The 23,366-nt window shown below is 59.3% G+C and carries 22 protein-coding genes; 11 read left to right on the forward strand and 11 right to left on the reverse strand.

Annotated features, from left to right (window positions below):
- Nucleotides 1-21: 21 nt before the first annotated feature.
- Nucleotides 22-1,764, reverse strand: a complete 1,743-nt coding sequence (locus AC2FLX_RS10090; protein ID WP_480751791.1) for an adenylate/guanylate cyclase domain-containing protein — start codon at nucleotides 1,762-1,764, stop codon at nucleotides 22-24.
- Between the two features lie 114 nt (nucleotides 1,765-1,878).
- The gene (locus AC2FLX_RS10095; RefSeq protein WP_496810780.1) at nucleotides 1,879-2,664 is read right to left on the reverse strand and encodes a 23S rRNA (adenine(2030)-N(6))-methyltransferase RlmJ; all 786 of its coding nucleotides are present in this window, start codon (nucleotides 2,662-2,664) and stop codon (nucleotides 1,879-1,881) included.
- 154 nt (nucleotides 2,665-2,818) lie between these two features.
- On the opposite strand from AC2FLX_RS10095, the gene AC2FLX_RS10100 reads away from it, so the two are divergent.
- From AC2FLX_RS10100 to AC2FLX_RS10125, 6 genes are all read left to right on the forward strand, one after another.
- Nucleotides 2,819-3,865: a rod shape-determining protein gene (locus AC2FLX_RS10100; RefSeq protein WP_480751789.1), complete on the forward strand. Its 1,047-nt coding sequence runs from the start codon at nucleotides 2,819-2,821 to the stop codon at nucleotides 3,863-3,865.
- Nucleotides 3,866-3,926: 61 nt separating this feature from the next.
- Nucleotides 3,927-4,829, forward strand: a complete 903-nt coding sequence (gene mreC, locus AC2FLX_RS10105; protein ID WP_496810779.1) for a rod shape-determining protein MreC — start codon at nucleotides 3,927-3,929, stop codon at nucleotides 4,827-4,829.
- Entirely contained in the window at nucleotides 4,822-5,361 is a 540-nt protein-coding gene (locus tag AC2FLX_RS10110; RefSeq protein ID WP_480751786.1) for a rod shape-determining protein MreD, read from the forward strand. The genes mreC and AC2FLX_RS10110 overlap by 8 nt, the downstream gene beginning before the upstream one ends.
- Entirely contained in the window at nucleotides 5,358-7,304 is a 1,947-nt protein-coding gene (gene mrdA, locus AC2FLX_RS10115; RefSeq protein WP_496810778.1) for a penicillin-binding protein 2, read from the forward strand. Before AC2FLX_RS10110 ends, mrdA begins: the two co-directional genes overlap by 4 nt.
- On the forward strand, nucleotides 7,301-8,440 hold the full coding sequence (gene rodA, locus AC2FLX_RS10120) for a rod shape-determining protein RodA (RefSeq protein WP_496810777.1): 1,140 nt from the start codon (nucleotides 7,301-7,303) through the stop codon (nucleotides 8,438-8,440). Before mrdA ends, rodA begins: the two co-directional genes overlap by 4 nt.
- Before the next feature lie 18 nt (nucleotides 8,441-8,458).
- A complete protein-coding gene (locus tag AC2FLX_RS10125; protein ID WP_480751782.1) occupies nucleotides 8,459-9,391 on the forward strand; it encodes a 2-hydroxyacid dehydrogenase in 933 nt (310 codons plus the stop codon).
- A 57-nt stretch (nucleotides 9,392-9,448) separates the two neighbouring features.
- On the opposite strand, the gene AC2FLX_RS10130 is transcribed toward AC2FLX_RS10125, so the two are convergent.
- Complete coding sequence (locus AC2FLX_RS10130; RefSeq protein WP_496810776.1) at nucleotides 9,449-11,464, reverse strand: M3 family metallopeptidase; 2,016 nt, start codon at nucleotides 11,462-11,464, stop codon at nucleotides 9,449-9,451.
- Between the two features lie 141 nt (nucleotides 11,465-11,605).
- Between AC2FLX_RS10130 and AC2FLX_RS10135 the strand changes: the two genes are divergently transcribed.
- Entirely contained in the window at nucleotides 11,606-12,820 is a 1,215-nt protein-coding gene (locus tag AC2FLX_RS10135; protein WP_496747987.1) for a trans-sulfuration enzyme family protein, read from the forward strand.
- 16 nt (nucleotides 12,821-12,836) lie between these two features.
- Here AC2FLX_RS10135 and AC2FLX_RS10140 read toward each other — a convergent pair whose 3' ends face one another.
- The 5 genes from AC2FLX_RS10140 to AC2FLX_RS10160 form a co-directional block, all read right to left on the reverse strand.
- Entirely contained in the window at nucleotides 12,837-13,883 is a 1,047-nt protein-coding gene (locus AC2FLX_RS10140; RefSeq protein ID WP_496810775.1) for a HesA/MoeB/ThiF family protein, read from the reverse strand.
- Nucleotides 13,883-14,338 carry a dUTP diphosphatase gene (dut, locus tag AC2FLX_RS10145; RefSeq protein WP_496810774.1) on the reverse strand — a complete coding sequence of 152 codons (456 nt, stop codon included), beginning with the start codon at nucleotides 14,336-14,338 and terminating at the stop codon, nucleotides 13,883-13,885. The genes AC2FLX_RS10140 and dut overlap by 1 nt, the downstream gene beginning before the upstream one ends.
- A gap of 48 nt (nucleotides 14,339-14,386) precedes the next feature.
- A complete protein-coding gene (gene coaBC, locus AC2FLX_RS10150; protein WP_496875421.1) occupies nucleotides 14,387-15,583 on the reverse strand; it encodes a bifunctional phosphopantothenoylcysteine decarboxylase/phosphopantothenate--cysteine ligase CoaBC in 1,197 nt (398 codons plus the stop codon).
- An 80-nt stretch (nucleotides 15,584-15,663) separates the two neighbouring features.
- On the reverse strand, nucleotides 15,664-16,494 hold the full coding sequence (locus tag AC2FLX_RS10155) for a ChaN family lipoprotein (protein WP_496811382.1): 831 nt from the start codon (nucleotides 16,492-16,494) through the stop codon (nucleotides 15,664-15,666).
- Complete coding sequence (locus tag AC2FLX_RS10160) at nucleotides 16,491-17,369, reverse strand: RNA polymerase factor sigma-32 (RefSeq protein WP_496747990.1); 879 nt, start codon at nucleotides 17,367-17,369, stop codon at nucleotides 16,491-16,493. Before AC2FLX_RS10160 ends, AC2FLX_RS10155 begins: the two co-directional genes overlap by 4 nt.
- Before the next feature lie 100 nt (nucleotides 17,370-17,469).
- Between AC2FLX_RS10160 and cobU the strand changes: the two genes are divergently transcribed.
- The 4 genes from cobU to AC2FLX_RS10180 all read left to right on the forward strand — a co-directional run bounded on the left by cobU (nucleotide 17,470) and on the right by AC2FLX_RS10180 (nucleotide 21,085).
- Nucleotides 17,470-17,991, forward strand: coding sequence for a bifunctional adenosylcobinamide kinase/adenosylcobinamide-phosphate guanylyltransferase (cobU, locus tag AC2FLX_RS10165; protein ID WP_496811384.1), 522 nt, complete (start codon nucleotides 17,470-17,472; stop codon nucleotides 17,989-17,991).
- Nucleotides 17,988-18,566: a histidine phosphatase family protein gene (locus AC2FLX_RS10170; RefSeq protein WP_496811381.1), complete on the forward strand. Its 579-nt coding sequence runs from the start codon at nucleotides 17,988-17,990 to the stop codon at nucleotides 18,564-18,566. The genes cobU and AC2FLX_RS10170 overlap by 4 nt, the downstream gene beginning before the upstream one ends.
- Nucleotides 18,567-18,624: 58 nt before the next feature.
- The gene (locus tag AC2FLX_RS10175; protein WP_496807311.1) at nucleotides 18,625-19,506 is read left to right on the forward strand and encodes a glutathione S-transferase N-terminal domain-containing protein; all 882 of its coding nucleotides are present in this window, start codon (nucleotides 18,625-18,627) and stop codon (nucleotides 19,504-19,506) included.
- Nucleotides 19,507-19,570: 64 nt separating this feature from the next.
- Entirely contained in the window at nucleotides 19,571-21,085 is a 1,515-nt protein-coding gene (locus tag AC2FLX_RS10180; RefSeq protein ID WP_496811380.1) for a YifB family Mg chelatase-like AAA ATPase, read from the forward strand.
- Here AC2FLX_RS10180 and gshB read toward each other — a convergent pair.
- The 3 genes from gshB to rsmI form a co-directional block, all read right to left on the reverse strand.
- The gene (gshB, locus tag AC2FLX_RS10185) at nucleotides 21,082-22,014 is read right to left on the reverse strand and encodes a glutathione synthase (RefSeq protein WP_480751764.1); all 933 of its coding nucleotides are present in this window, start codon (nucleotides 22,012-22,014) and stop codon (nucleotides 21,082-21,084) included. The two genes, AC2FLX_RS10180 and gshB, sit on opposite strands and share 4 nt — an antisense overlap.
- 61 nt (nucleotides 22,015-22,075) lie before the next feature.
- Nucleotides 22,076-22,447, reverse strand: a complete 372-nt coding sequence (locus tag AC2FLX_RS10190; RefSeq protein WP_496807312.1) for a YraN family protein — start codon at nucleotides 22,445-22,447, stop codon at nucleotides 22,076-22,078.
- A gap of 1 nt (nucleotide 22,448) precedes the next feature.
- Nucleotides 22,449-23,306: a 16S rRNA (cytidine(1402)-2'-O)-methyltransferase gene (rsmI, locus tag AC2FLX_RS10195; RefSeq protein WP_496811379.1), complete on the reverse strand. Its 858-nt coding sequence runs from the start codon at nucleotides 23,304-23,306 to the stop codon at nucleotides 22,449-22,451.
- Between the last annotated feature and the right edge of the window lie 60 nt (nucleotides 23,307-23,366).

Consider the following 23,366-nt stretch of genomic DNA (forward strand, 5'->3'; position numbering starts at 1 on the left):
TCGCCATTTTCTCGGGGCGACTCAGGATAGTCCGGCGTTTTCCAGACCCTGTTGGAAATGTTTTATGTCTTCGTCGCGCGTATAATGCAGCGTCGCCAACAATTCGCTGATCTTGAAATCGGGGTTGGCCGCCCGAACGGCGTCGGCATGCCGTTTCGCCTCGGTCTCATTCCCCAACCATGCATGGCATGCAGCGACAAACGCGTTTTGCGTTATGTCCAGATCGGTCAGGTGCTGGAAATCGTCAATCGCTTGTTCATAGTGACGACCGCAGAAATGCGCCTTGCCAAGGTGGCTCCAGAACCGGGGTGGGTGATGCGGGTTCAAGCGCATTGCCTTTTCGATCCATTCGGCCCCTTCGTCGGGCTTGCCCATCCATGTCAGCAATTCGCCCATCTGCACGACGACCAGATCGTAATTCGGATTGAGTGACAGCGCGCGTTCCTGATGATAGCGGGCCTTGCCGAGGTTATTGCGCACAATCTCCAAGGCCGCCATCAGACGGTGAACATCCGGGTCGTTGTCGTCGAGCGAAGCGGCTTTTTTGATCGAGCCTTCGGCATCGGCCAGGGCCGCAACCGTGTCCGGATCCCAGCCATAGCCCCAGGCCTGCCCCCGGATACAGCCTCGCCACGCGTGGGCATGAGCATAATCGGGGTCCAGCTCAATGGCCCGATCCACCAGCTTGACCGCCTCGGCATTGTCTGTGGGCGTGCTGCGGTGGTGCAGTACCTTGGCCGCCAGAACACACTCATATGCGGCAAGGCTCGACGGTTTTTTTCGCGCCAGTTCATCCGTTTTCGACGCCTCGATCCGTCCGGGGAGGGTTGCGACAACGGCCGCGGTAATCTCGTCCTGCAGGGTAAAGATATCATCCAGCTCACGGTCGTATTTTTCGGCCCAGATATGCGCATCGTTCACGCTGTCGATCAACTGGACGGTGATTCTGACCCGGTTTCCGGCCTTTCGCACGCTGCCTTCGACAATGTACTGGGCCCCAAGTTTCCCGGCCACCTCGCGAATATTGACCGACTGCCCCTTGTAGACGAAAACCGAGTTTCGCGAGATGACAAACAGCTCGCGTCGGCGGCTGAGCTCGGTCAACAGATCCTCGGTCAGGCCATCGACAAAGAACTCCTGCTCGGTATCGCCGCTCATATTGGCAAAAGGCAGGACCGCGATTGTGGGTTTCACAACGCGGGTGTCTTCGTCTTTCGAAGTGTCTTTGGAAGCCGAGCTTGCCTTGGGCTTGTCCAGTTCTACGCGATAGGCGTGCACCGCGTGCGAAATATTCTTGAGCGCGAGCTCTCCCAAATCTTCGAAACCCAGCTCCATTTGCTGACGAACCTGATCGTGTACGGCGCCCGAAATCACGACGTCGCCCACCCCTGCCGCCTGTTCCAGCCGCGCGGCGACGTTGACGCCACTGCCAAAGATGTCGTTTTCTTCGAATATGATATCACCCAGATTGATGCCGATCCGAAACTGGATGCGCTGACTTTCGGGAACATCGATATTGCGGCGAAGCATCCGGCTCTGGACTTCGACGGCACAAGCAACGGCATCAAGCGCACTGGCGAATTCCACCAGCATTCCGTCCCCCGTCGTCTTGATGATCTTACCGCGATTCTTGGTGATTGCCGGATCGATCAGTTCGATGCGATGTGTCCTGAGCCGGGCGAGCGTTCCCGCCTCATCGGCTTCCATCAATCGACTGTACCCAACCATGTCTGCGGCCAATACGGCAGCCAGTCTTCGATCCATCGCGCCCCTCCGTCAGGGCATTCTAGGCTCGGTGCGGGTAGATATCCAAGGGTTTTGATGGAGCGCAACCTATGCAGGATCATTCCGGACGCCACATCCGTGATGGCGGTTGCCTCAGAGGCGTCCAAAGATCCGGTCAAGCCGTGCAATTTCATCCTCAAGACCAAAGGGAGCATTCACAAAAAACATGCCCGAGCCGATCATCCTGTGCCCCTCGCGCACAGGCGGAAACCGCACTTCGTGGCGCAGCGTTTTGGGCAGGCTCTGCCCTTCCAGTGCCTGCAACATGGCCTTGTGGCGAGCATCAATCAGGATCGGATACCACAGCGCGATGACGCCGACGTTCCAGGCCCGGTGCATTTTCGCGACAAGGCCGGGCAGGCGGTCATACTCGGACTTTACCTCATAGCTTGGATCGATCAGCATCATCCCGCGCCGGGGCGAGGGCGGCAGCAACGATTGCGCCAGTTCGAACCCGTCCTGCCTGTAAACCCTGGCGGCGAAGGGTTTCATCGTTGCAACCAAAGCGGCGTGTTCCTGCGGGTGCAGTTCTGCAAAATGCAAACTATCTTGCGACCGCAACAGGCTTGCCGCGATCAGCGGAGATCCTGGATAGGTCGTCTCGCCATATCGCGACTGCACCATTTCAAGCGCCCGTGTCAGGGGGTGGTCCGCATCAAACCATGCCTCGCGCCGGGCGCGTTCGATCCCCGCCGCTGCCTCGCCCGTGCGTTTGGCCTCAGCCGCGTCCAGCTGGTACCGGCCGCGCCCCGCATGGGTTTCGACATAGCTCAGCGGTTTGTCCTTGCGGGTCAGATATTCCAGCGCCGAGGCCAGCAACGCATGCTTTTGCACATCCGCCAGATTTCCTGCGTGGTAAATGTGTTGATACGACAGCATGGTTGCTTCTAAAGTCCTTCCGAAAGAGGCGAAAAGGCGCTGATTTGAGTGGAATCAGCCCTTTTACCGGGCGGCTTCGCGCCCTATAAGTCATCCGTCCCCGACCCGTCGAGTCGTGGGAACAAGAATAATTTTGGCAAGCAGGACCACATACATGGGGATCTTTGGTAATCTGGGCGGCCTGTTCTCGTCGGACATGGCTATCGACCTTGGGACCGCGAACACGCTGGTTTACGTCAAGGGCCGCGGCATTATCCTGAGCGAACCTTCCGTGGTCGCCTATCACGTCAAGGATGGCGTCAAAAAGGTGCTTGCCGTGGGCGAAGATGCCAAGCTGATGCTTGGTCGCACGCCCGGCTCCATCGAGGCGATCCGCCCGATGCGCGAAGGGGTGATCGCGGATTTCGACACGGCCGAAGAGATGATCAAGCATTTCATCCGCAAGGTGCACAAGCGTTCAACCTTTTCGAAGCCCAAGGTCATCGTCTGCGTTCCGCACGGTGCCACCCCTGTCGAAAAACGCGCAATCCGCCAATCCGTTCTGAGCGCCGGCGCGCGCCGCGCGGGCCTGATTGCCGAACCCATTGCAGCGGCCATCGGGGCGGGTATGCCGATTACGGATCCGACCGGCAACATGGTCGTGGATATCGGTGGCGGCACGACCGAAGTGGCCGTGCTCAGCCTAGGCGATATCGTCTATGCCCGATCGATCCGCGTTGGTGGCGACAGGATGGACGAGGCGATCATCAACTATCTGCGCCGCCAACAGAACCTTTTGGTGGGCGAATCCACCGCCGAGCGGATCAAGACCACAATCGGTACCGCGCGCATGCCCGATGACGGGCGTGGCCAATCAATGCAGATCAGGGGTCGTGACCTGCTGAACGGCGTTCCGAAAGAGATCGAGATCAGCCAGGCGCAGGTGGCAGAAGCGCTGTCGGAGCCGGTGCAGCAGATCTGCGAGGCTGTGATGACCGCGTTGGAAACCACCCCGCCGGATCTGGCCGCCGACATCGTTGACCGTGGCGTGATGCTGACCGGTGGTGGTGCCCTGTTGGGCGATTTGGATCTGGCGCTGCGCGAACAGACCGGGTTGGCCGTTTCCATCGCGGATGAAAGCCTGAACTGCGTTGCGCTCGGCACCGGAAAAGCCCTGGAATATGAAAAACAACTGCGCCACGCGATTGACTACGACAGCTGAGGCGCGCACCCTCTGACCCAAGTGTCAACGCAACGGCGCGACATGCACCCGAGGGAGTCCCGTGGCAAAGGACCGATCACAGCGTGACGACTTTACCGCCCCCCTGCGCCGCCTGCTTTTGGGGGTCTTGTTGCTGTGCCTTTTCGGCATCTTTCTGGTCTGGCGGATAGACAGCCCCCGGGTCGAAAGGTTCCGCGCGCACGTCGTAGACGAGGTTGTCCCCTCCATGGAGTGGGCGATGGTGCCGGTAACCGGTGCCATCAACCTTTTCCGGGATTTCCAGAGTTATCAGCGGCTGAGTGAACAGAACCGCGAATTGCGCAGCGAATTGCGGCAGATGCGGGCGTGGAAAGAAGCCGCGTTGCAGCTGGAACAGGAAAATGCGCGCCTGCTCGATCTCAACAACGTACGCCTCGATCCACGCCTGACTTATATCACAGGCGTCGTGATGGCAGACAGCGGTTCTCCTTTCCGGCAATCGGTTCTGCTGAATGTGGGCGCGAGGGATGGCATCGTCGACGGCTGGGCTGCGATGGACGGGATCGGGCTTGTCGGAAGGATATCCGGCGTCGGCGCCGATACCGCGCGGGTGATCCTGTTGACGGATGCCGCCAGCTCGATACCTGCCACAATCCAGCCATCGGGCCAGACGGCTTTGGTGGCCGGGGACAACACCGCCGCCCCCGCAATCGATTTTCTGGAAAACCGAGAACTGGTGCGCCCCGGAGACCGCGTAGTTTCGTCGGGGGATGGTGGCGTCTTTCCCGCTGGTTTGCTGATCGGACAGGTCGCCCAAGACCCCGGAGGTCGCCTGCGGGTCAGGCTGTCTGCGGATTTCGAGCGTCTCGAGTTTCTGCGCGTGCTGCGTTATCATCCGGCCCAGCCGATCTCCGATCCCGGTGGCATCGTGACGCCGGACCGCCCTGCGGCTACGCTGCAACCAGAGGAGGCCGCGGATGGATAGGCTGTCACCCTCTTATCCGTGGATGATGCGTGCGCTCTATGCCGGGGTGGCCTTGGTCATCTTGTTCTTTCATCTGCTGCCGTTGAACACTTTGCCCTCCAGATGGGCCCCGCCCGATCTGCTGCTCGCCATGACCTTTGCCTGGACATTGCGGCGTCCTGACTATGTTCCGATACTACTCGTCGCCTTTGTAATGCTTATGGCAGATCTTTTATTGCAGCGCCCGCCAGGCCTGCTGTCTGCTCTGACCGTCGGAGCCTGTGCTTATCTGAGGACGATTTCCGCCACGACCCGGGATGCAGGTATTGTCGGCGAATGGATAACCGTGGCCACTGTTCTCACCGCGATAACACTTGGTAATCGCCTCATCCTCGGCCTGACCTCGGTCGAACTGGTTTCGATCTGGCTGGTTGCCTTGCAACTTGTCCTGACCATTGCCGCATATCCGCTTGTTGTCTGGGTCAGTCAATCGGTCCTTGGCATAAGGCGGCTGACTGCCGCCGAGACGGAAGCATTGGGAGGTCGCGCATGAAACGCAATCCCAAAGAGCTTGGCCGTATCCACCGCCGATTTTCACGGCGCGCACTGGTCCTTGGCGGGATGCAAGCGGCATTCATCGGCGGGCTGACCATGCGGATGAGACACTTGCAGGTCGAGCAGGCCGACCAGTTCCGTCTTCTGGCCGAGGAAAACCGGATCAACATTCGCCTGATCCCACCGAACCGAGGAGAGATTTTCGACCGCAACGGCAAGATTATCGGTCAGAACTCTCCTTCATATCGAATCGTCATCGTGCGCGAAGACGCCGGAGACGTCGAACAGGTCATTGCCAACCTCTCCAAGCTTATCCCGCTCAGCGAGGAAGAACTGGAACGTGCCCGCGCCGAGATGCGCCGCTCGGCGCCGTTCCTGCCAGTGACACTTGCCGATCACGTGACGTGGGAAGATATCTCGAAGGTCGCCATCAACGCGCCCGCCCTGCCCGGCATAACGCCCGAGGTCGGTCTGGCCCGCGCCTATCCCCGCTATGAGGATTTCGCGCATGTTGTAGGCTATGTCGGCCCGGTCAGCGACTATGATCTCAGCCAGATGTCCGATCCGGAACCGGTGCTGCGCATCCCGCGTTTCCAGATCGGCAAGGTGGGCCTGGAGGCCAAGAAAGAAGACATCCTGCGCGGCAAGGCCGGGGCGAAGCGGGTCGAGGTTAACGCAACGGGCCGTATCATGCGCGAACTTGACCGGCGCGAAGGTCAGGCCGGGGCCGACCTGCAACTTTCGATCGACGCGGACCTGCAACAATACGCACAGGCACGGTTGGCAGGCGAAAGCGCGGCTGCCGTTGTCATTGACTGCGAAACCGGCGATTTACGAGCCATCGCTTCGGCTCCGAGCTTTGATCCGAACCTGTTCGTCAGCGGAATATCTGTTGCGGACTACCGGGCGCTGACAGAGAACAAATACCGCCCGCTGGCGAACAAGAGCGTTCAGGGCACTTATCCGCCCGGTTCCACCTTCAAGATGATCACGGCGATGGCCGCGCTTGAAGCGAGGATTATCGGTTCCGAGGACACGGTCTATTGTCCCGGTTTCCACAAGGTCGGCAGTCGGCGCTTCCACTGCTGGAAGCGCGGCGGGCATGGGCACATGAACCTGCTCAACTCGCTAAAGCAAAGCTGCGACGTTTATTACTATGACGTCGCACTGAAGGTCGGTATCGACCGAATATCGGAGATGGCCAACAAATTCGGCTTGGGCATCAGGCACGACATTCCAATGTCCGCCGTTGCCGAAGGGCTTGCCCCGAACCAGGAATGGAAATCCCGCGTTCACGGTCAGGAATGGCTGATTGGCGATACGGCGAACTCATCGATCGGCCAAGGCTTCATGCTGGCCTCGCCGCTGCAGTTGGCGGTGATGTCCGCGCGCATCGCCACTGGTCGCGCGGTCACGCCCCGACTCGTCAAGTCCATTGACGGGATGGAACAGCCCTCGGGGGCGGGTGAGGCGCTGGACATCAACCAGAACAACCTTCTTCAGTTGCGCCGGGCTATGTTTGCCGTCTCGAACGACCGGCGCGGTACGGCCTATCGCAGCCGCATCATCGAAGACGCCTATCGCATGGCTGGCAAGACCGGCACCAGTCAGGTACGTAACATCACCGCTGCCGAACGGGCCGCCGGGGTGATCCGGAACGAGGACCTTCCTTGGGAACGCCGAGACCACGCGCTTTTTGTCTGCTTTGCCCCATTCGACAATCCAAAGTACGCGGTTTCGGTCGTGGTCGAACATGGCGGTGGCGGATCTAAGGCCGCTGCCCCGGTTGCGCGGGACATCATGCTACAAGCGCTGTACGAGGGAACTCCGCCGCTCGAAGCTTATCCGGTCGCTGATCGCGAACAAATAAAGGAACAGCAGGCAAGGATCGAAAGCGATCAGCGACCTAAGGCACGTCCAGACGAGAAAGATCGTGCATGAGCTATCTTGAGCATTCCGTCAAATCCACGCCCACCGGGTTTCGCAAGTTTCTGTATTTGAACTGGCCGCTTACCCTGTTGTTGGCCAGCGTGGCCAGTGTCGGGTTTCTGATGCTTTACTCGGTGGCGGGCGGTTCATTCACCCCCTGGGCCAAACCCCAAATCGAGCGCTTTGGGCTTGGGTTGGTGGTCATGTTCGTGGTGGCCATGGTCCCGATCTGGTTCTGGCGCAACATGTCAGTTCTGGCTTATCTGGTCTCAATCACACTTTTGGTTCTGGTCGAGATCATGGGCACGGTCGGCATGGGCGCACAGCGCTGGATCGATCTTGGGTTCATGCGGCTGCAACCGTCGGAATTGATGAAGATTACCTTGGTTATGGTTCTTGCGGCCTATTACGATTGGCTGCCCGAGCACAAGACATCACGCCCGCTTTGGGTACTTCTGCCGGTACTTCTGATCCTCTTGCCGACTGCTCTGGTTCTCAAACAACCCGATCTTGGCACGTCGATCCTGCTGCTTGCGGCGGGGGGCGGCCTGATGTTTCTGGCCGGGGTCCACTGGGCCTATTTTGTTGCAGTCATCGCGGCAGGCGTCGGATTGATTTCCACAGTATTCAAAAGTCGGGATACCGAGTGGCAACTGCTCAAGGACTATCAGTTCCGCCGCATCGACACCTTTCTGGACCCCTCGACCGATCCCTTGGGTGCCGGATATCACATCACCCAGTCCAAGATCGCATTGGGGTCAGGCGGCTGGAACGGGCGCGGTTTCATGCAGGGTACCCAGTCGCGGCTGAATTTTCTGCCCGAAAAGCACACCGACTTCATCTTCACCACTCTGGCCGAAGAATTCGGGTTCGTGGGCGGCTTTTCGCTTCTGTCCCTTTATACGCTGATACTGGTGTTCTGCCTGGCCACGGCGCTGAAAACAAAAGACCGTTTCTCGTCACTGGTCACGCTCGGAATCTCTCTCAACTTCTTTCTGTTCTTCGCGGTCAACATGTCCATGGTGATGGGCCTGGCCCCCGTCGTTGGCGTCCCGCTGCCGATGGTCAGCTATGGCGGGTCGGCGATGTTGGTTCTGATGGCAGCCTTTGGCATCGTGCAAAGCGCTCACATCCACAATCCCCGATAACCGCCGAAAGCTGTGACTTTGACAATCAATGTGCTTTTCTCCGCCCGCCCTGCCCTTTGGCCAATCTACGAGCCACTGCTGCTTCGGAATCTAAGCGATGCCGGGCTGGATTTCACTCTAAACACACAATTCGACCCTGCCGAAGTCGACTATGTTGTGTATGCCCCCAATGGAGGTTTGCAGGATTTCACCCCGATGACACGCCTCAAGGCGGTTCTGAGCTTATGGGCAGGTGTCGAGACTATCGTGGGAAACAAAACCCTGACGGTGCCGTTGGTGCGGATGGTCGATCATGGCTTGACGCAGGGGATGACAGAATGGGTTGTCGGCCACGTCTTACGGTATCACCTTGGCATGGATGCCCACATTCATGGCCTGAACGGGGACTGGCTGCAGAAGGTTCCGCCACTGGCACAGGATCGTACCGTCTGTATTCTTGGCCTTGGCGCCTTGGGCGAGGCCGCGGCACGAGCGCTGGTGGCCTTGAATTTCGACGTCACCGGTTGGTCTCGTACACTCAAGGAGTTCCCTGGAATCCGTTGTTTCAGCGGAACGGAAGGATTGCATCAGGCGCTTTCGACCGCCGAGATAGCCGTTCTGCTTATGCCGGACACGCCCGCGACGGAAAACACCCTGAATGCGGAAACACTGGCGCTGATGCCCAAGGGCGCCCGGATCATCAATCCCGGCCGCGGCCCGTTGATTGACGACAATGCATTGCTGGCAGCGCTGGACACGGACCAAATCGGTCATGCCACACTTGATGTTTTCCGAACCGAGCCACTGCCCAAGGACCATCCCTATTGGTCACATTCCAAAGTCACAGTAACGCCGCATATCGCCTCGGAAACCCGCCCGGCGACAGCCGCTCAGGTGATCGTCGACAACATCCGTCGCAGCGAATCCGGCGAACCGTTGCTGCATCTGGTGGATCGCGAGGCGGGATACTGACCTCCCGCCCTTTTCTTTTCGTGCAAAACACGGTCGCCAGAGGCGAAATCTGCGCGTTCAGGCAGCGATCAATCCACGCCCCTTGAGCAGGGCATCGACACCCGGCATGCGGCCACGGAACGCCAGATACAACTCTTCTGCCTCTTTCGACCCACCAGTCGACAGAATGTTGTCTTCCAGTGCCTTTGCCTGCTCCGGGTCAAATGCGCCGCCCGTTTCTTCGAAAGCTGAGAATGCGTCCGCATCCATTACCTCGGACCACATGTAGCTGTAATACCCCGAGCTGTATCCGTCCCCTGCAAAGACATGGGCAAAATGCGGCGTGGCGTGGCGCATGCCGATTGCATGAGGCATCCCGAGTTCCGCCAGAACCTCGGCTTGTTTCGCCATCGGGTCGGCTGGGGCCACGCCGTCGTGAAAGGCCAGATCGACAAGCGCAGATGCCACATATTCGACCGTCTGAAAGCCCTGATCAAAATTCGCGGCTTCCAGGACCTTTTTCAGCATCTCTGGCGGCATCGGTTCACCGGTTTCGGCATGGGTCGCGAATTCAGACAGAACTTCGGGCACTTCCAGCCAGTGCTCATAAAGCTGGCTGGGCAATTCCACGAAATCCCGCGCGACCGACGTTCCCGAAATGCTCTCATAGGTCACATTCGACAAGATCTGGTGCAAGGCATGGCCGAATTCGTGAAACAGCGTGCGTGCATCGTCATAGGACAAGAGGGCCGGATCGCCTTTGGCGAAGTTGCAGACATTGATGACCACAGGCGCTTGCGTTTTGGGGAATATCGCCTGTTGCCGCATCGCGCTACACCACGCGCCCGACCGTTTCGAGCCCCGCGCGAAATAATCCCCGATGAACACCGCGATGTGTTGCCCGCCCCGCGTCACTTCCCATGCGCGGCAATCGGGATGATAGAGCGGGACGTCCAGCGGGCGAAATTCCAGACCGAACAGGCGGTTCGCGCAGGCAAACGCGGCCTCGATCATCCGATCGAGTTGCAGATATGGCTTGAGCGCGGCCTCATCCAGATCATGTTCGGCCTTGCGCCGCTTTTCCGCGTAATAGCGCCAGTCCCACGGCTCTAGCTCTCCATTGATTCCGTCGGCCTGCATCATGTCGGTCAACACCTTGGCATCCGCCTCGGCCCGCGCCTTGGCCGGCTCCCAAACCTGCATCAGCAAGTCACGCACACGCTCGGGTGTGCGGGCCATCTCGGTTTCCAGCTTGTAGGCCGCGAAGTTGTCATATCCGAGCAACCGGGCGCGTTCTTCGCGCAGCTTTAGGATCTCGGTCGCAAGAGCCCGGTTGTCGGTTTCCCCGCCATTGGCCCCGCGAGCGACCCAAGCGCGATAAGCCCTCTCGCGCAGATCGCGGCGCGGTGTGAACTGCAGGAAGGGCGCGATCAGAGACCGCGACAAAGTGACGACCGGTCCTTCCACGTTTTTTTCCTTGCCCGCCTCACGTGCAGCACTGACGACAAATTTCGGCAATCCTTCGAGATCGTTTTCGGAAAGCGGCATAAACCAGTCGCGCTCATCCGCCAGAAGGTTTTGGGTAAAGGCCGTACCAAGTTCGGCAAGCCGGGACTTGATTGCCTTCATCCGAACGTCATCCGCACCTTCCAACGCGGCCCCTGCCCGGATAAAGCCGCGATGGGTCAGCATCAGAACCCGCTGTTGTTCGTCGGTCAGGTTCAACTCGTCCCGCTGATCCCATACGGCGGCCACACGACGAAACAACGTCTTGTTTGACGAAATCTCGGAAAAATGCGCAGCCAGCCTGGGTGAAAAGGCCCGCTGCAACTCTTCGCGTTTCGGGTTGCTGTCCGCCCCGGCAACGGTGAAAAACACGCCGAGCACCTTGTCGACAAGATCCCCAGCCGCCTCTAGCGCCTCGACCGTGTTGGTAAAACTCGGCGCTTCTGGGTCGGAGGCAATTGCTCCGATCTCGGCCTTGTGGGCGGCCAGAGCCTGCTCAAGCGCGGGTTCGAAATCGTCATCTTTGATGTCGTCAAAGGGGGCGATTTCGAATGGGGTCTGCCAGTCGGCAAGGATCGGGTTGGTCATGAATGTCTCCTTTGCTGGTCAAGCTAGGTTCGCGCGTCGGATTGGTCCAGTGGTGCGACACTCAAAACAGCACGCATTGTCATATGTCCGGTTGCGATACAGCTGCAACAAAAGCAGGTTGATCCAAACGGGAGATACGACATGACCAGAACCGACCGACACCGCGGCCCCATGACTACTGCCATTCACGCTGGCGAAAGGCCGGACGCGGCCACAGGCGCTTCGGCCCCGGCACTGCACATGAGCTCGACCTTCGTGACCGATCAGGTGGCGGGGTTCTCGGCTCATGATCTGGAAGAAGGAACCGGGGGATATCTGTATTCCCGCTGGAACAACCCCACTGTCGCAATGCTGGAAGCCAAGATTGCCGCCATGCAAGGAACCGAGTCCTGCCTGTGTCTGGCATCGGGCATGGCCGCCGCATCGGCCATTTTCTTCACGTTCCTCTCGGCAGGGGACCATATTGTCATCTCGGATGTCTCTTATGCCGGAGTAGCGGAACTGGCACGCGACACACTGCCCCGGATGGGAATCGAGGTGACGGCAGTGAACATGTCCGATCTGGAAGCCGTCGCAGCAGCTATCCGTCCAGACACGAAACTGATCCACACTGAAACCCCGGTCAATCCGATCGGGCGGCTGACCGATCTGGCGGCCGTTTCGCAACTCGCCAAGGGAGCAAATGCATTGCTGAGCTGCGACGCTACATTTGCTTCGCCCTTGGGCATGGATGCGGCGGGACTGGGCGTCGATCTGGTGATGCACTCGATCACGAAATATATAGGCGGACATGGCGACGCAGTCGGTGGCGCGGTGGCCGGGTCTGCCGATCTGATCGGACGCATGCGCGCCGAGGCAGCCATTCACCATGGCAGTGTATTGTCGCCCTTCAACGCATGGCTGATCGCACGAGGGGCGGCAACCCTTCCACTGCGAATGAAGGCGCACCAAATGGGCGCACAGGCTGTTGCGGAATGGCTGGATACCGATCCGCGCGTGACCAAAGTGATCTACCCCGGCCTTCCGTCGCACCCGCAGGCGGAACTGGCCGCACGACAGATGCGCAACATGTCAGGCATGATCTCGTTCCAGGTTGGGGATGCCGCCACTGGGCGGCGCATGGCACAACAGATGATCGACCGGTTGGAAGTGATCCATTATGCGGTATCTCTGGGCCATCACCGGTCGCTGATTTTCTGGATGGAAACAGCAGGTCTGATGGAGACATCATTCCGTCTTGAGGGCGCGCAATTGGAGGCCTATAGCGCCTATGCTGGCGACGGAGTCTTTCGCCTGTCGGTGGGATTGGAAGATACCGAGGATCTGATTGCGGACCTTGATCGCGCACTGGGGTAGGATAAGGGTTCGCCCGTCAGTCGCTTGACCCGCAAACCGGACAATCGGCGCGCTTGCCAAGCGTGATCTTGCGGGATTCGCCGTAAAGCGCGTCATAGATCACCATCTCGCCGATCAAGGGGGCACCTGCCCCGGTGATCAGTTTGACTGCTTCCACCGCCATCATTGACCCGACAACCCCCGGTAACGGCCCGATTACACCGGCTTCGGAACACGACGGAGCAAGGCCGGCAGCCGGAGCTGCGGGGAAGATGCACTGATAGCAAGGACCGTTTTTCGCGGGGTGGAATACGCTGAGTTGCCCCTCCCACTGTGCCAGCGCCCCCGAGATCAGAGGCTTGCCCAGCGCCGATGCGGTGCGATTGGCCAGATATCGGGTGTCAAAATTGTCGGTGCCATCGAGGATAAGATCATAGTCGCCAAACAGCTCCTGCGCGATCTCTTCGGTCAGGCGGCGATGATAGGGGCGCACAACGACATTGGGATTTTGCGCCTCCATCGCCGATTGTGCGGAAAACACCTTGGGCGTTCCGATATCGGCGTCCCTGTGGATCACCTGGCGTTGCAGGTTGGCATTCTCGACCACATCGTCATCGATCACGCCTATGGTTCCCACCCCGGCAGCCGCAAGGTATTGCAACGCGGGTGCGCCCAGCCCCCCGGCACCAATCACAAGAACTTTGGCGTGTTTCAGTTTTTTCTGCCCGGGTCCGCCAAGTTCGCGCAAAACAATGTGGCGGGCATAGCGCTCCAGCTCACTGTCGGAAAACTTGCCCTGTGGCACCGGTGTCTCCTCTGAGGGGTTCGCAGCAGCCCTCCTGTGCAATACCGAAAGAAGGCGGGCATAGACAAGCGCCAGAACAACCATCCCACCCAGAATGAGCCAAAGCGCCGGCGACTTTCCTGTCGCTTCGCGCAAACCATGGCCGTCCGGCAAAAGGAATTGTATCAGCAAAACGCCGGTGAACAGGATGCCAACCGGGATCAGCCGCGCCGTGCGTGACACCCCCATAGCAAAACCAAGCCCCCACAACGCGGCGGCAACAACCAGAACCAAAAGCATCAGCCGCGCCCCGTCGACCCAAAGCCGCCTGCACCGCGCGTGGTATCCGACAACACCTCGGCCAATTCAAAACGCGCCTGCAGCACCGGGGCCACCACCAGTTGCGCGATCCTGTCGCCATGGGCGATCTCGAACCGTTCCTGCCCGGCGTTCAGAACGATTACGCCAAGTGGCCCGCGATAATCGCTGTCGATAGTACCCGGCGTATTGGGCAGGGTGATCCCATGCTTGAGTGCCAGCCCCGATCGTGGCCGCACCTGCGCCTCGAAACCTTCGGGTATCTCGATCCTCAAACCCGTCGGCACCAACGCACGCTGCCCCGGCTCCAGCGTGATGACGCCCCGGTCGGGCAGATTGGCGCGGACATCGGCACCCGCGGCGCCCACTGTTTCGTATGACGGCAACGCCACATCGGGATCAGCGCCTTCGTCCCGGATCACACGGATTGCCACCATTTCCACGCCCCTCGCTATTTCGCTTCAAATTGGTCACTCAAGGCAAACTCACTCGGTCAGTGCCGCCGCTATCCGTTGAGCCAATTGTACCGCAACCGCGTCCTTGCCCATCCGTGGCCATTCCTCGGCCCCTGCGTCCGTGATCAGAACAACAGCGTTTTCGGTTCCCCCCATGATCCCGGTTGCGGGGCTGACATCGTTTGCCACGATCCAGTCGCACCCCTTGCGAGCCCGTTTGGCGGTTGCGTGCTCGATCACATTATCGGTTTCCGCAGCAAATCCCACAACCAGTCCGGGTCTGCCCGTCTGCATCTGCGATACGCGTTTGAGGATGTCGGGATTCTCGGCAAAGTCCAGAACCGGCAAACCGTCCCGGCTTTTCTTCAACTTGCGGTCCGAGGCGCTTGCCATCCTCCAATCCGCCACTGCCGCAGCAAAAACTCCGGCATCAACTGGCAAGGCTGCGTCCACCGCCTCCGACATCTCCTGCGCCGTCTGAACCCGTATCACCTGAACCCCAGCGGGCGGCGGAACCTCGGCAGGACCAGTCACGAAAACCACCTCGGCCCCCAAAGCCGCCAGCGCCCGTGCGACGGCTGTTCCCTGCGCCCCAGAAGATCGGTTGGCGATGTATCGAACGGGGTCGATCGGTTCGTGCGTCGGCCCGGACGTCACCAGTATCCGCTTGCCCATTAGAGGGCCATTGCCCAGCGCCTGATCGATTGCGGACACGATCTCCATCGGCTCCGCCATGCGACCCGGCCCGTATTCGCCGCAGGCCATGTCGCCTTCGTTCGGACCGACGAAACTGATCCCGTCCGCAGCGAGGAGCGATCGGTTGCGTTGTGTCGCGGGATGGCCCCACATACGCACGTTCATCGCGGGAGCCAACAAGACCGGCGTGTCTGTCGCCATCAGAAGGGTCGAGGCCAGATCGTTCGCCAGACCCGCCGCCATCTTGGCCATCAAATCTGCAGTCACTGGAGCAACAACCACCAAATCGGCTGAACGGGACAGCTGAATATGGCCCATCTCGGCCTCATCCGTCAGATCGAACAAATCGCTATAGACTTTCTCGCCAGCCAAAGCCGAAACCGACAACGGGGTTACGAATTCTTCACCGGCCTTTGTAAGCACCGGTGTCACTGACGCACCTCGCTCACGAAGACGCCGGATCAGGTCGAGCGACTTATAGGCAGCAATCCCGCCCCCGATGATCAGCAAGATACGTTTCGACGCCAGCATTCCCAGCCTCTCTCACAATCCGGACGGCCCTGACATTAGGCAAGAGCCTTGGCATGTGCCAGCGGATAATCAGTGCAAGCCTAGTCCGCTTTCCGGAAAACCTCGCAAGGGTCGTCACGCTTTGCCGCCGGGCTGTCGATCACTGCATCAAACGTGCCGCCTATCACCCCGTCTTCGGATTGTCCCAACGCAAACACGCGCAGTCCCGGCTCCATCCTGGTCAGAAATGTGGGAATTCCCTGATCTTTGCGGGCGTGCCCGTTGCCGGTGATGACGGCAACCGGACCTCCGGTTTCCTCGATTGCCCTCAAGATCGCCCGCGTCAGAACTGCATCTCGCAGGCGCTGAATTGCAACAAGGTTTGGCAGCATCTCTGGCGGCATCGCATCGCAATGGACCGCCTGCTGATCGGCTTCACGGGCCGCTTGTTCAACGGCTGGCAAAGGTATCGTCAAACCATATCGTGCGGCGTCCGCGCCCATGGCCGCCACCACGCCACTTTCCATCGCAGCCTGAGCGGCCTGTCGCGGAACCAGCCCGCCATAGACCGGCGCCCCCGCCGAAGCCTTGAACACGGGGAGGTACATAGACAGCGGCGGCCAGCCGAGTTCAGCCCATTTCAGCGTTGTCGCCAACCGCTCAGGGTCAGACACCGCCTGTGCCGTGACCCGCCCCGCGCCTTCTTCGGTCAGCATTTCCCAGACCACCGCCTTGGGTTTGATCGCCGCGACGGCTTCGGCTTGACGCAGATGATGGTGCCGGTTGTCGTGGGTTTCGCCAAGTAGAACAACGTCGGCCTGCTGCATCTGTTCCAGCACGTCCGCCGGAATTGAATCAGACGCCAAAGCCGCCCCAAACGGAGCGGTCAGAAATGCCACACAGGCACCAATCAGAATCGAAATATGTCTCATGCGAGGAAGTGTTGCACCTCGCGCGATTGCGCTTCAAGGCACTTGCGCATCTTGGCAAAGGCTGCGGCTTCCAATTGTCGCACGCGCTCTTTGGACAAGTTCAATTCCTGCCCAAGACTTTCAAGCGTGCGCGCCGGTTCGCGCAACTTGCGTTCGCGCACTATGAACCGCTCGCGCTCGTTCAGATCCTGCATCGCAGTTACAAGCCATTCACGCAATTGTCGGGTATCGTGTCTGTTTTCAACCGCTTCCGCCGCCTGTTCGCGTTCATCTTCCAGCGTGTCTATCCACTCGCGCCCCTCGTCTTCAGCGGACTGCACGGCGTTCAGAGAGAAATCCGAACCCGACAGCCGCCCCTCCATCATCTCGACATCGCGAAGGGGAACGCCGATCTCGGCCGCGATCAACTGATGCAACTGGTGTTTGTCCAGCGCAACACCATCGTTCACCGCTTCCCGTTCCAGCCGCGCCTGAACCCGCCGCATGTTGAAGAACAGGGATTTTTGTGACGAAGTAGACCCGGTACGCACCATCGACCAGTTGCGCATGACATAGTCCTGAATGCTGGCTTTGATCCACCAGACCGCATAGGTGGAAAAGCGTACGCCACGGTCAGGATCGAATTTGTCGGCGGCCTTCATCAGACCAAGCCCGGCCTCCTGTATCAGGTCATTCATCGGCGCGCCATAACGTTTGAACTTTGCAGCCATCGAAATGGCCAACCGCATGTAGGCATTGATCAAGCGGTGCAGCGCCTCAACATCCCGTTCGTCGCGCCAAGCATAAGCCAGACGCAGTTCCGTTTCGGCGTCCAGAAGTTCCGCCTTCATGGCCTGTCTGGAAATCGACAGTTCTTGCGGGTTGTCCAGTGCCATGCATCTCTCCCAATTTGCAGGCTCGGGGTTGGTCTTGTCATGCTTTGATACGGTCGATACGCAGGACAAAACCAAGTGGATCACTAGAAAGGTAATAAAAGTGCATCCCAGTTTAACCTTAATTCTTGGAGGCGCAGCTTCGGGGAAATCAGCATTTTCCGAGCAACTCGTTGTTTCGACTAAGAAAACTCGCGTTTATTTCGCCACATCACAAGTGTTTGATGAAGAGATGCGCCTAAAAATTGAGCAACATATTGCACAACGCGGCGATGGCTGGACCACAATCGAATCTCCCTTGGATCTGGAACCCCACCTTTCCAAGCTGACTTCAGATCAGGTCTGCCTGATTGACTGCGCGACCATGTGGCTCACAAACCACCTGCTTGCCGAAAACGATCTGGAACAGGCAACGGCGAACCTTCAGGTCGCTTTGCGAAACTGTGCTGCACAGGTAGTCATCGTCAGCAATGAAGTCGGTCAAGGCATCGTGCCCGACAACGCGCTGGCGCGGCGGTTCCGGGAGGCGCAAGGGCGGCTCAACATCGCCTTGGCCGCGCAGGCCGATCTGGTGGTTCAGGTCACCGCAGGATTACCTATGGTCTTGAAAGGGCGATTGCCGTGACCCGGTTGCACCTCGTTCGCCACGGCCCGACCCACGCCAAAACAATGGTCGGCTGGTCCGACCTTCCCGCCGACTTGAGTGACGACGTGGCAATTGCGCGTCTGTCTGCGCATCTTCCCCAAGACGCCCTGGTGATTTCCTCCGACTTATCCCGCGCTGCTGATACCGCGAGCGCCATTCAGGGCCCACGACGACGGCTACCGCATCATGCCGGTCTTCGGGAGATCAATTTCGGTACCTGGGAGTTGCGATCATATACCGAGATCGAAGCCGAGGATCCCCATCTGGCCCGCGCGTATTGGGACTTTCCGGGCGATGTTCGCCCTCCGCAGGGAGAAAGCTGGAACGAGGTACGTGCACGGGTGGACAATGCCATCGATGCGTTGATTTCAACCCATCGGGCGCGCGATCTGATCATCGTGGCCCATTTTGGCGTCATACTCAGTCAGGTGCAGCGCGCATTGGAGATCAATGCAGAAGAGGCTTTTGGCTACCGGATCGACAACCTGTCCGTCACGGAGATTATCAGGTTGGACACCGGATGGTCGGTAGGGCGGATCAATCACCTGCCGTGATGACGCCACTCACAAATGATCGTTTTCTGATCGTTGAAACCACGAATAACGTCAACGCATGACATATGATCTTTTCATCGGTGACCGGCTGTTTTCCAGTTGGTCCCTTCGCGGATGGTTGATGCTTGAGAAATTCGGTATCCCCTATCGCTCGCACATTGTTGGCCTTTATTCCGGCACTATGGCCGCGGATATGCAGCCGCTGGCCCCTGCCCGACTTGTCCCGGCTCTTCGATTGCCGGATGGAACGATAGTAGGGGAAAGCCTGGCCATAGCAGAGACACTGGCCGAAAATCATCCGGATGCGGGCCTTTGGCCAGATGATCCGGCTGCGCGCGCCACGGCCCGGTGGCTTTGCGCTGAAATGGCAGCCGGATTTCATACGCTGCGAAGTGAATGCCCAATGCAGCTGAAGCATTGCTTCAAGGGCTTCGTGCCGTCGTCTGGAACCTTAGCGGACGTGGATCGCGTTCAGACACTTTGGGCGCATGCCCGTTCGGTATCTGGCTGCGATTCCGGCCCCTTGTTCGGCAACTATTCGTTGGCGGATGTATTCTATACTCCGGTAGCCGCGCGCATCATTGGATATGGCCTGCCGGTTTCGGCTGGCAATCGTGAGTATTGCCTCGAACTGCTCAAGGATATCTCTTTGCGGCAATGGCGCGCGATGGGGCTTACGGTTCGATATGAGCCATTTCCCTATTCCAAGGATCTGCCGACCGAATCATGGCCCGTTGGGGGTGAATTGCAGGCCAACACCGTTGAAACCGGCCCCCCGATCAACTCGGTTTGCCCTTATTCCGGCAAACCTGTGACGCATTTCCTTGAGCTGGAAGGGAAGCGATGGGGCTTTTGCAATCGCTTTTGCCGCGACAAAACCGTCGCCGATCCACACGCCTGGCCCAAATTCGTGGACATGGTCGGTCGTCAGTCATGGTAGGAATTAACCATTCTTAAACTCAAATGACGCTAGCAATCTCCTGTTAACCATGAGCAGGGGAAATATGGTCGCCCGCGCCCACACCGTTGCGTTTCAAGGCGTCGAGGCCCGCCCGGTCGAGGTGCAATGTGCCGTCACGCCGGGTCTGCCCGCGTTTTCCATCGTCGGGCTGCCGGACAAAGCGGTCTCCGAAGCCCGTGACCGGGTGCGCAGCGCGCTTAGTTCGATGGCCATTGCGTTGCCGTCCAAGCGGGTGACGATCAACCTGTCACCCGCCGACCTGCCCAAGGAAGGCAGCCATTTCGACCTGCCAATCGCCATGGCGCTTTTGGCCGCGCTGGAAATCATCCCACACGATGCGGTCGAGGGCGCGGTGGCGTTGGGTGAGTTGTCGCTGGACGGCGCACTGATGCCGGTCGTCGGAGCCCTGCCCGCCGCCATGACTGCCGCCGAACATGACCGCATTCTGCTTTGCCCCCGCGCCTCCAGCGCCGAGGCAGCCTGGGTTGGGGCCACGCAGGTGATTGGGGCAGATACCTTGGGCGCGGTCGTCCGGCACTTTTCCGGCCAGTCACCCTTGCCCGAGGCCCAACCGGGAGAGGTTGACTTGTCTCCCTGTCCCCGCGACCTGCGCGACGTGAAAGGACAGGAACGGGCTAAACGTGCGCTTGAGATCGCCGCCGCCGGGCGGCACCATCTGATCATGATCGGCACGCCCGGCTCGGGAAAATCCATGCTTGCCGCACGCATTCCTGGCATACTACCGCCATTGACCGCCGCCGAGGCGCTGGAAACCTCGATGATCCAGTCGTTGTGCGGACTAATGGATGAGGGTGGGATCAGCCGGACCCGCCCCTTTCGGGAACCGCACCATACCGCTTCGATGGCCGCCATCGTTGGTGGTGGCAAAGGGGCGAAACCGGGCGAGATTTCGCTGGCCCATAACGGCGTTCTGTTCATGGATGAGTTTCCAGAGTTTCCGCGCACCGTTCTGGAGACCCTGCGCCAGCCAATCGAAACCGGCGAGGTCATGGTTGCCCGTGCCAATGCGCACGTGAAGTATCCCTGCCGTTTCATGCTGGTGGCCGCCGCGAACCCATGCAAGTGCGGGTATCTGACCGATCCCGGTCGGGCCTGTGCCCGTGCGCCCAATTGCGGCGACGATTATCTGGGGCGCATCTCCGGCCCACTGATGGACCGTTTTGATTTGAGGATGGAAGTGCCACCGGTCGGGTTCACGGATCTCGATCTGCCGCCTTCGGGTGACAGTTCCGCTACCGTGGCCATTCGGGTCGCGGCCGCGCGCGAGGTGCAGGCCCAGCGCTTTCGCGACCATCCACGGATCAGGCAGAACGCCGATGTCGAAGGCAAGACTCTGGAACAGATCGCTACGCCCGATTCCGAAGGCAAGGAACTGCTGTTGAAAGCGGCCGACCGCTTCGGCCTGTCGGCGCGCGCATATCACCGCATCCTACGTGTTGCGCGCACCATTGCCGATCTGGAAGGCACAGAGGATGTGCGCCGCCCCCATGTGGCCGAGGCGCTGAGTTTTCGGATCAGCGCCAAGGTAACTGCCTAGATTTTTGCCTCTATCGCCAGCCAGATCTTCTCGGCGATGTTGACGCCGTTGAAACGCTCCAACTCCTGAATTCCGGTGGGAGAGGTCACGTTGATCTCGGTCAGATATTCGCCGATCACGTCGATTCCTACGAAAACCTGGCCCTTTTCTTTCAGCAAAGGCCCGATAGCCGCGCAGATTTCCAGGTCACGTTCTGAAAGGCCGATTTTTTCCGGGCGACCGCCCACATGCATGTTCGACCGGGTCTCGCCTTCGGCAGGAACACGGTTGATTGCGCCAACTGCCTCGCCATCGACCAGAATCACCCGCTTGTCTCCATTGCGGACATCCGGCAGGAATTTCTGCACGATCAATGGCTCGCGCGAGAATCCGGTGAACAGTTCATGCAGCGAAGAGAGGTTGCGGTCATTCTCATCCAACCGGAACACGCCTGCACCGCCGTTACCATAAAGCGGTTTCAGGATGATGTCGCCATGCTTGGCCTTGAACGCCTTGATTGTCTGCAGGTCGCGCGCAATCGTTGTGGGTGGCGTCAGGTTAGGAAAATCCAGAACCAGAAGCTTTTCGGGATAGTTCCGAACCCAGAACGGATCGTTCACCACCAGCGTTTTCCCCTTGAGCCGGTCCAACAAATGCGTCGACGTGATGTAATGCATGTCGAATGGCGGATCCTGTCGCAGCCAGACCACGTCATAGTCGCCCAGATCGACCTCACGCTCGGGTCCCAACACCGCCGGATTTCCGGCAACACGCTGTATCGTCATGTCATGACCACGTGCGGTGATCCGACCTTCCTGATAGGCAAGATGGTCAGGCCCATAGAAAAACAGATCATGCCCGCGTGCCTGTGCCTCTTCAGCCAGACGGAACGAACTGTCCGCATTTATGTTCACGGCCCCGATCGGGTCCATCTGAAAGGCGATTTTCATGACGCGTCCCTCATTTCCACGCCAGATACATGGCGCAGCATGCAGGGGGGTGCAATGGCGTTCAGATCAAACCAAACGCGTTTTCGAGAATTTGAAAGCGCCCCGCCACATCGACAAGGGCCACGTCGAATCGCGCATTGGTCAACTGTCCGTCTGGTTCGCGTGCCAAAAACTCTTCGGCTGACGCGGCAATCCGCGCCATCTGCCGACGACCCAGGGATTCGGCGGCGCGATCGAAACTGTCGCTTTTTTTGACTTCGATGAAAACGATTCCATCGCCGTTCCGAGCGATCAGGTCTATTTCACCCCCGGCTCCGCGCCAGCGTCGTTGCAGAATTGTGAACCCACGCTTCTGATAGTCCGACGCGATGCGATCTTCGGCGGCCAGCCCGGAGTGATAGGCTATCGACCCACGCACCGATTTGTTCCGCATTTCACCCTTTTCCCAGTTTCAACGCCTTTTGGTACAGAGGACGCCGTGGCAGGTCGTACATCCTTGCAACCAGATCCGCCGCGTCCCGAACTGAATGCGTTTCTAATGCAGTCCTCAATGCCTCTTCTACGTCCAACTCGCTAATGCTTTGTGAACGCGGCCGGTCGACCAGCACCACGATCTCTCCCTTGACCGACGCCCCTTTGTAAGCGTCCGCAAGTTCGATCAGTGGTCCGCGCCGGATCTCCTCGAATTTCTTGGTCAACTCCCGACACACAGCCGCAGGGCGGTCGCCGCCCAACGTCTCGGACATATCCGTCAAACTTGCCGCAATCCGTTTGGGAGATTCGTAGAACACAAGCGTTCCGGGAACATCGCGCAGGGCCTCAAGTCGCGCCTGCCGCGCGCCCGATGCATTGGGCAAGAAACCTGCGAAAAAGAAGGCGTCGGTCGGCAGCCCTGCGAGTGTTAGCGCAGTCAACACCGCAGACGGACCGGGCGCGCATGTGACGGTGTGACCGGCCTCGGTGGCCTGACGCCCCAGATCGTACCCCGGATCGGCTATCAAGGGCATGCCTGCCTCGGAGGCATAGGCGACCGATGAACCTTGGGACAGTGCCTCCAGCAATTTTTCGCGTGCTGCCGCTCCACTGTGGTCGTGATAAGCCAGTATCCGCCGCCCGTCCAACGGAACCCCGTGAATTTCCATCAGGCGGCGTACGCTGCGAGTATCCTCTGCCGCGATCACGTCCGCCGATGCCAGAACGTCCAGCGCCCGAAGCGTGATGTCTCGGGCCGTGCCGATCGGCGTTGCGATAAAGTACAGTCCGGGCGTCAATCTGGTCTTTTGGAAATTCAACTCTGGACCCCCTCTGCGTGACGTTTATTATCGCGGATCAACACAAGGCGGCATCTCAGA

Source organism: Ruegeria sp. YKSF57 (assembly GCF_059612585.1).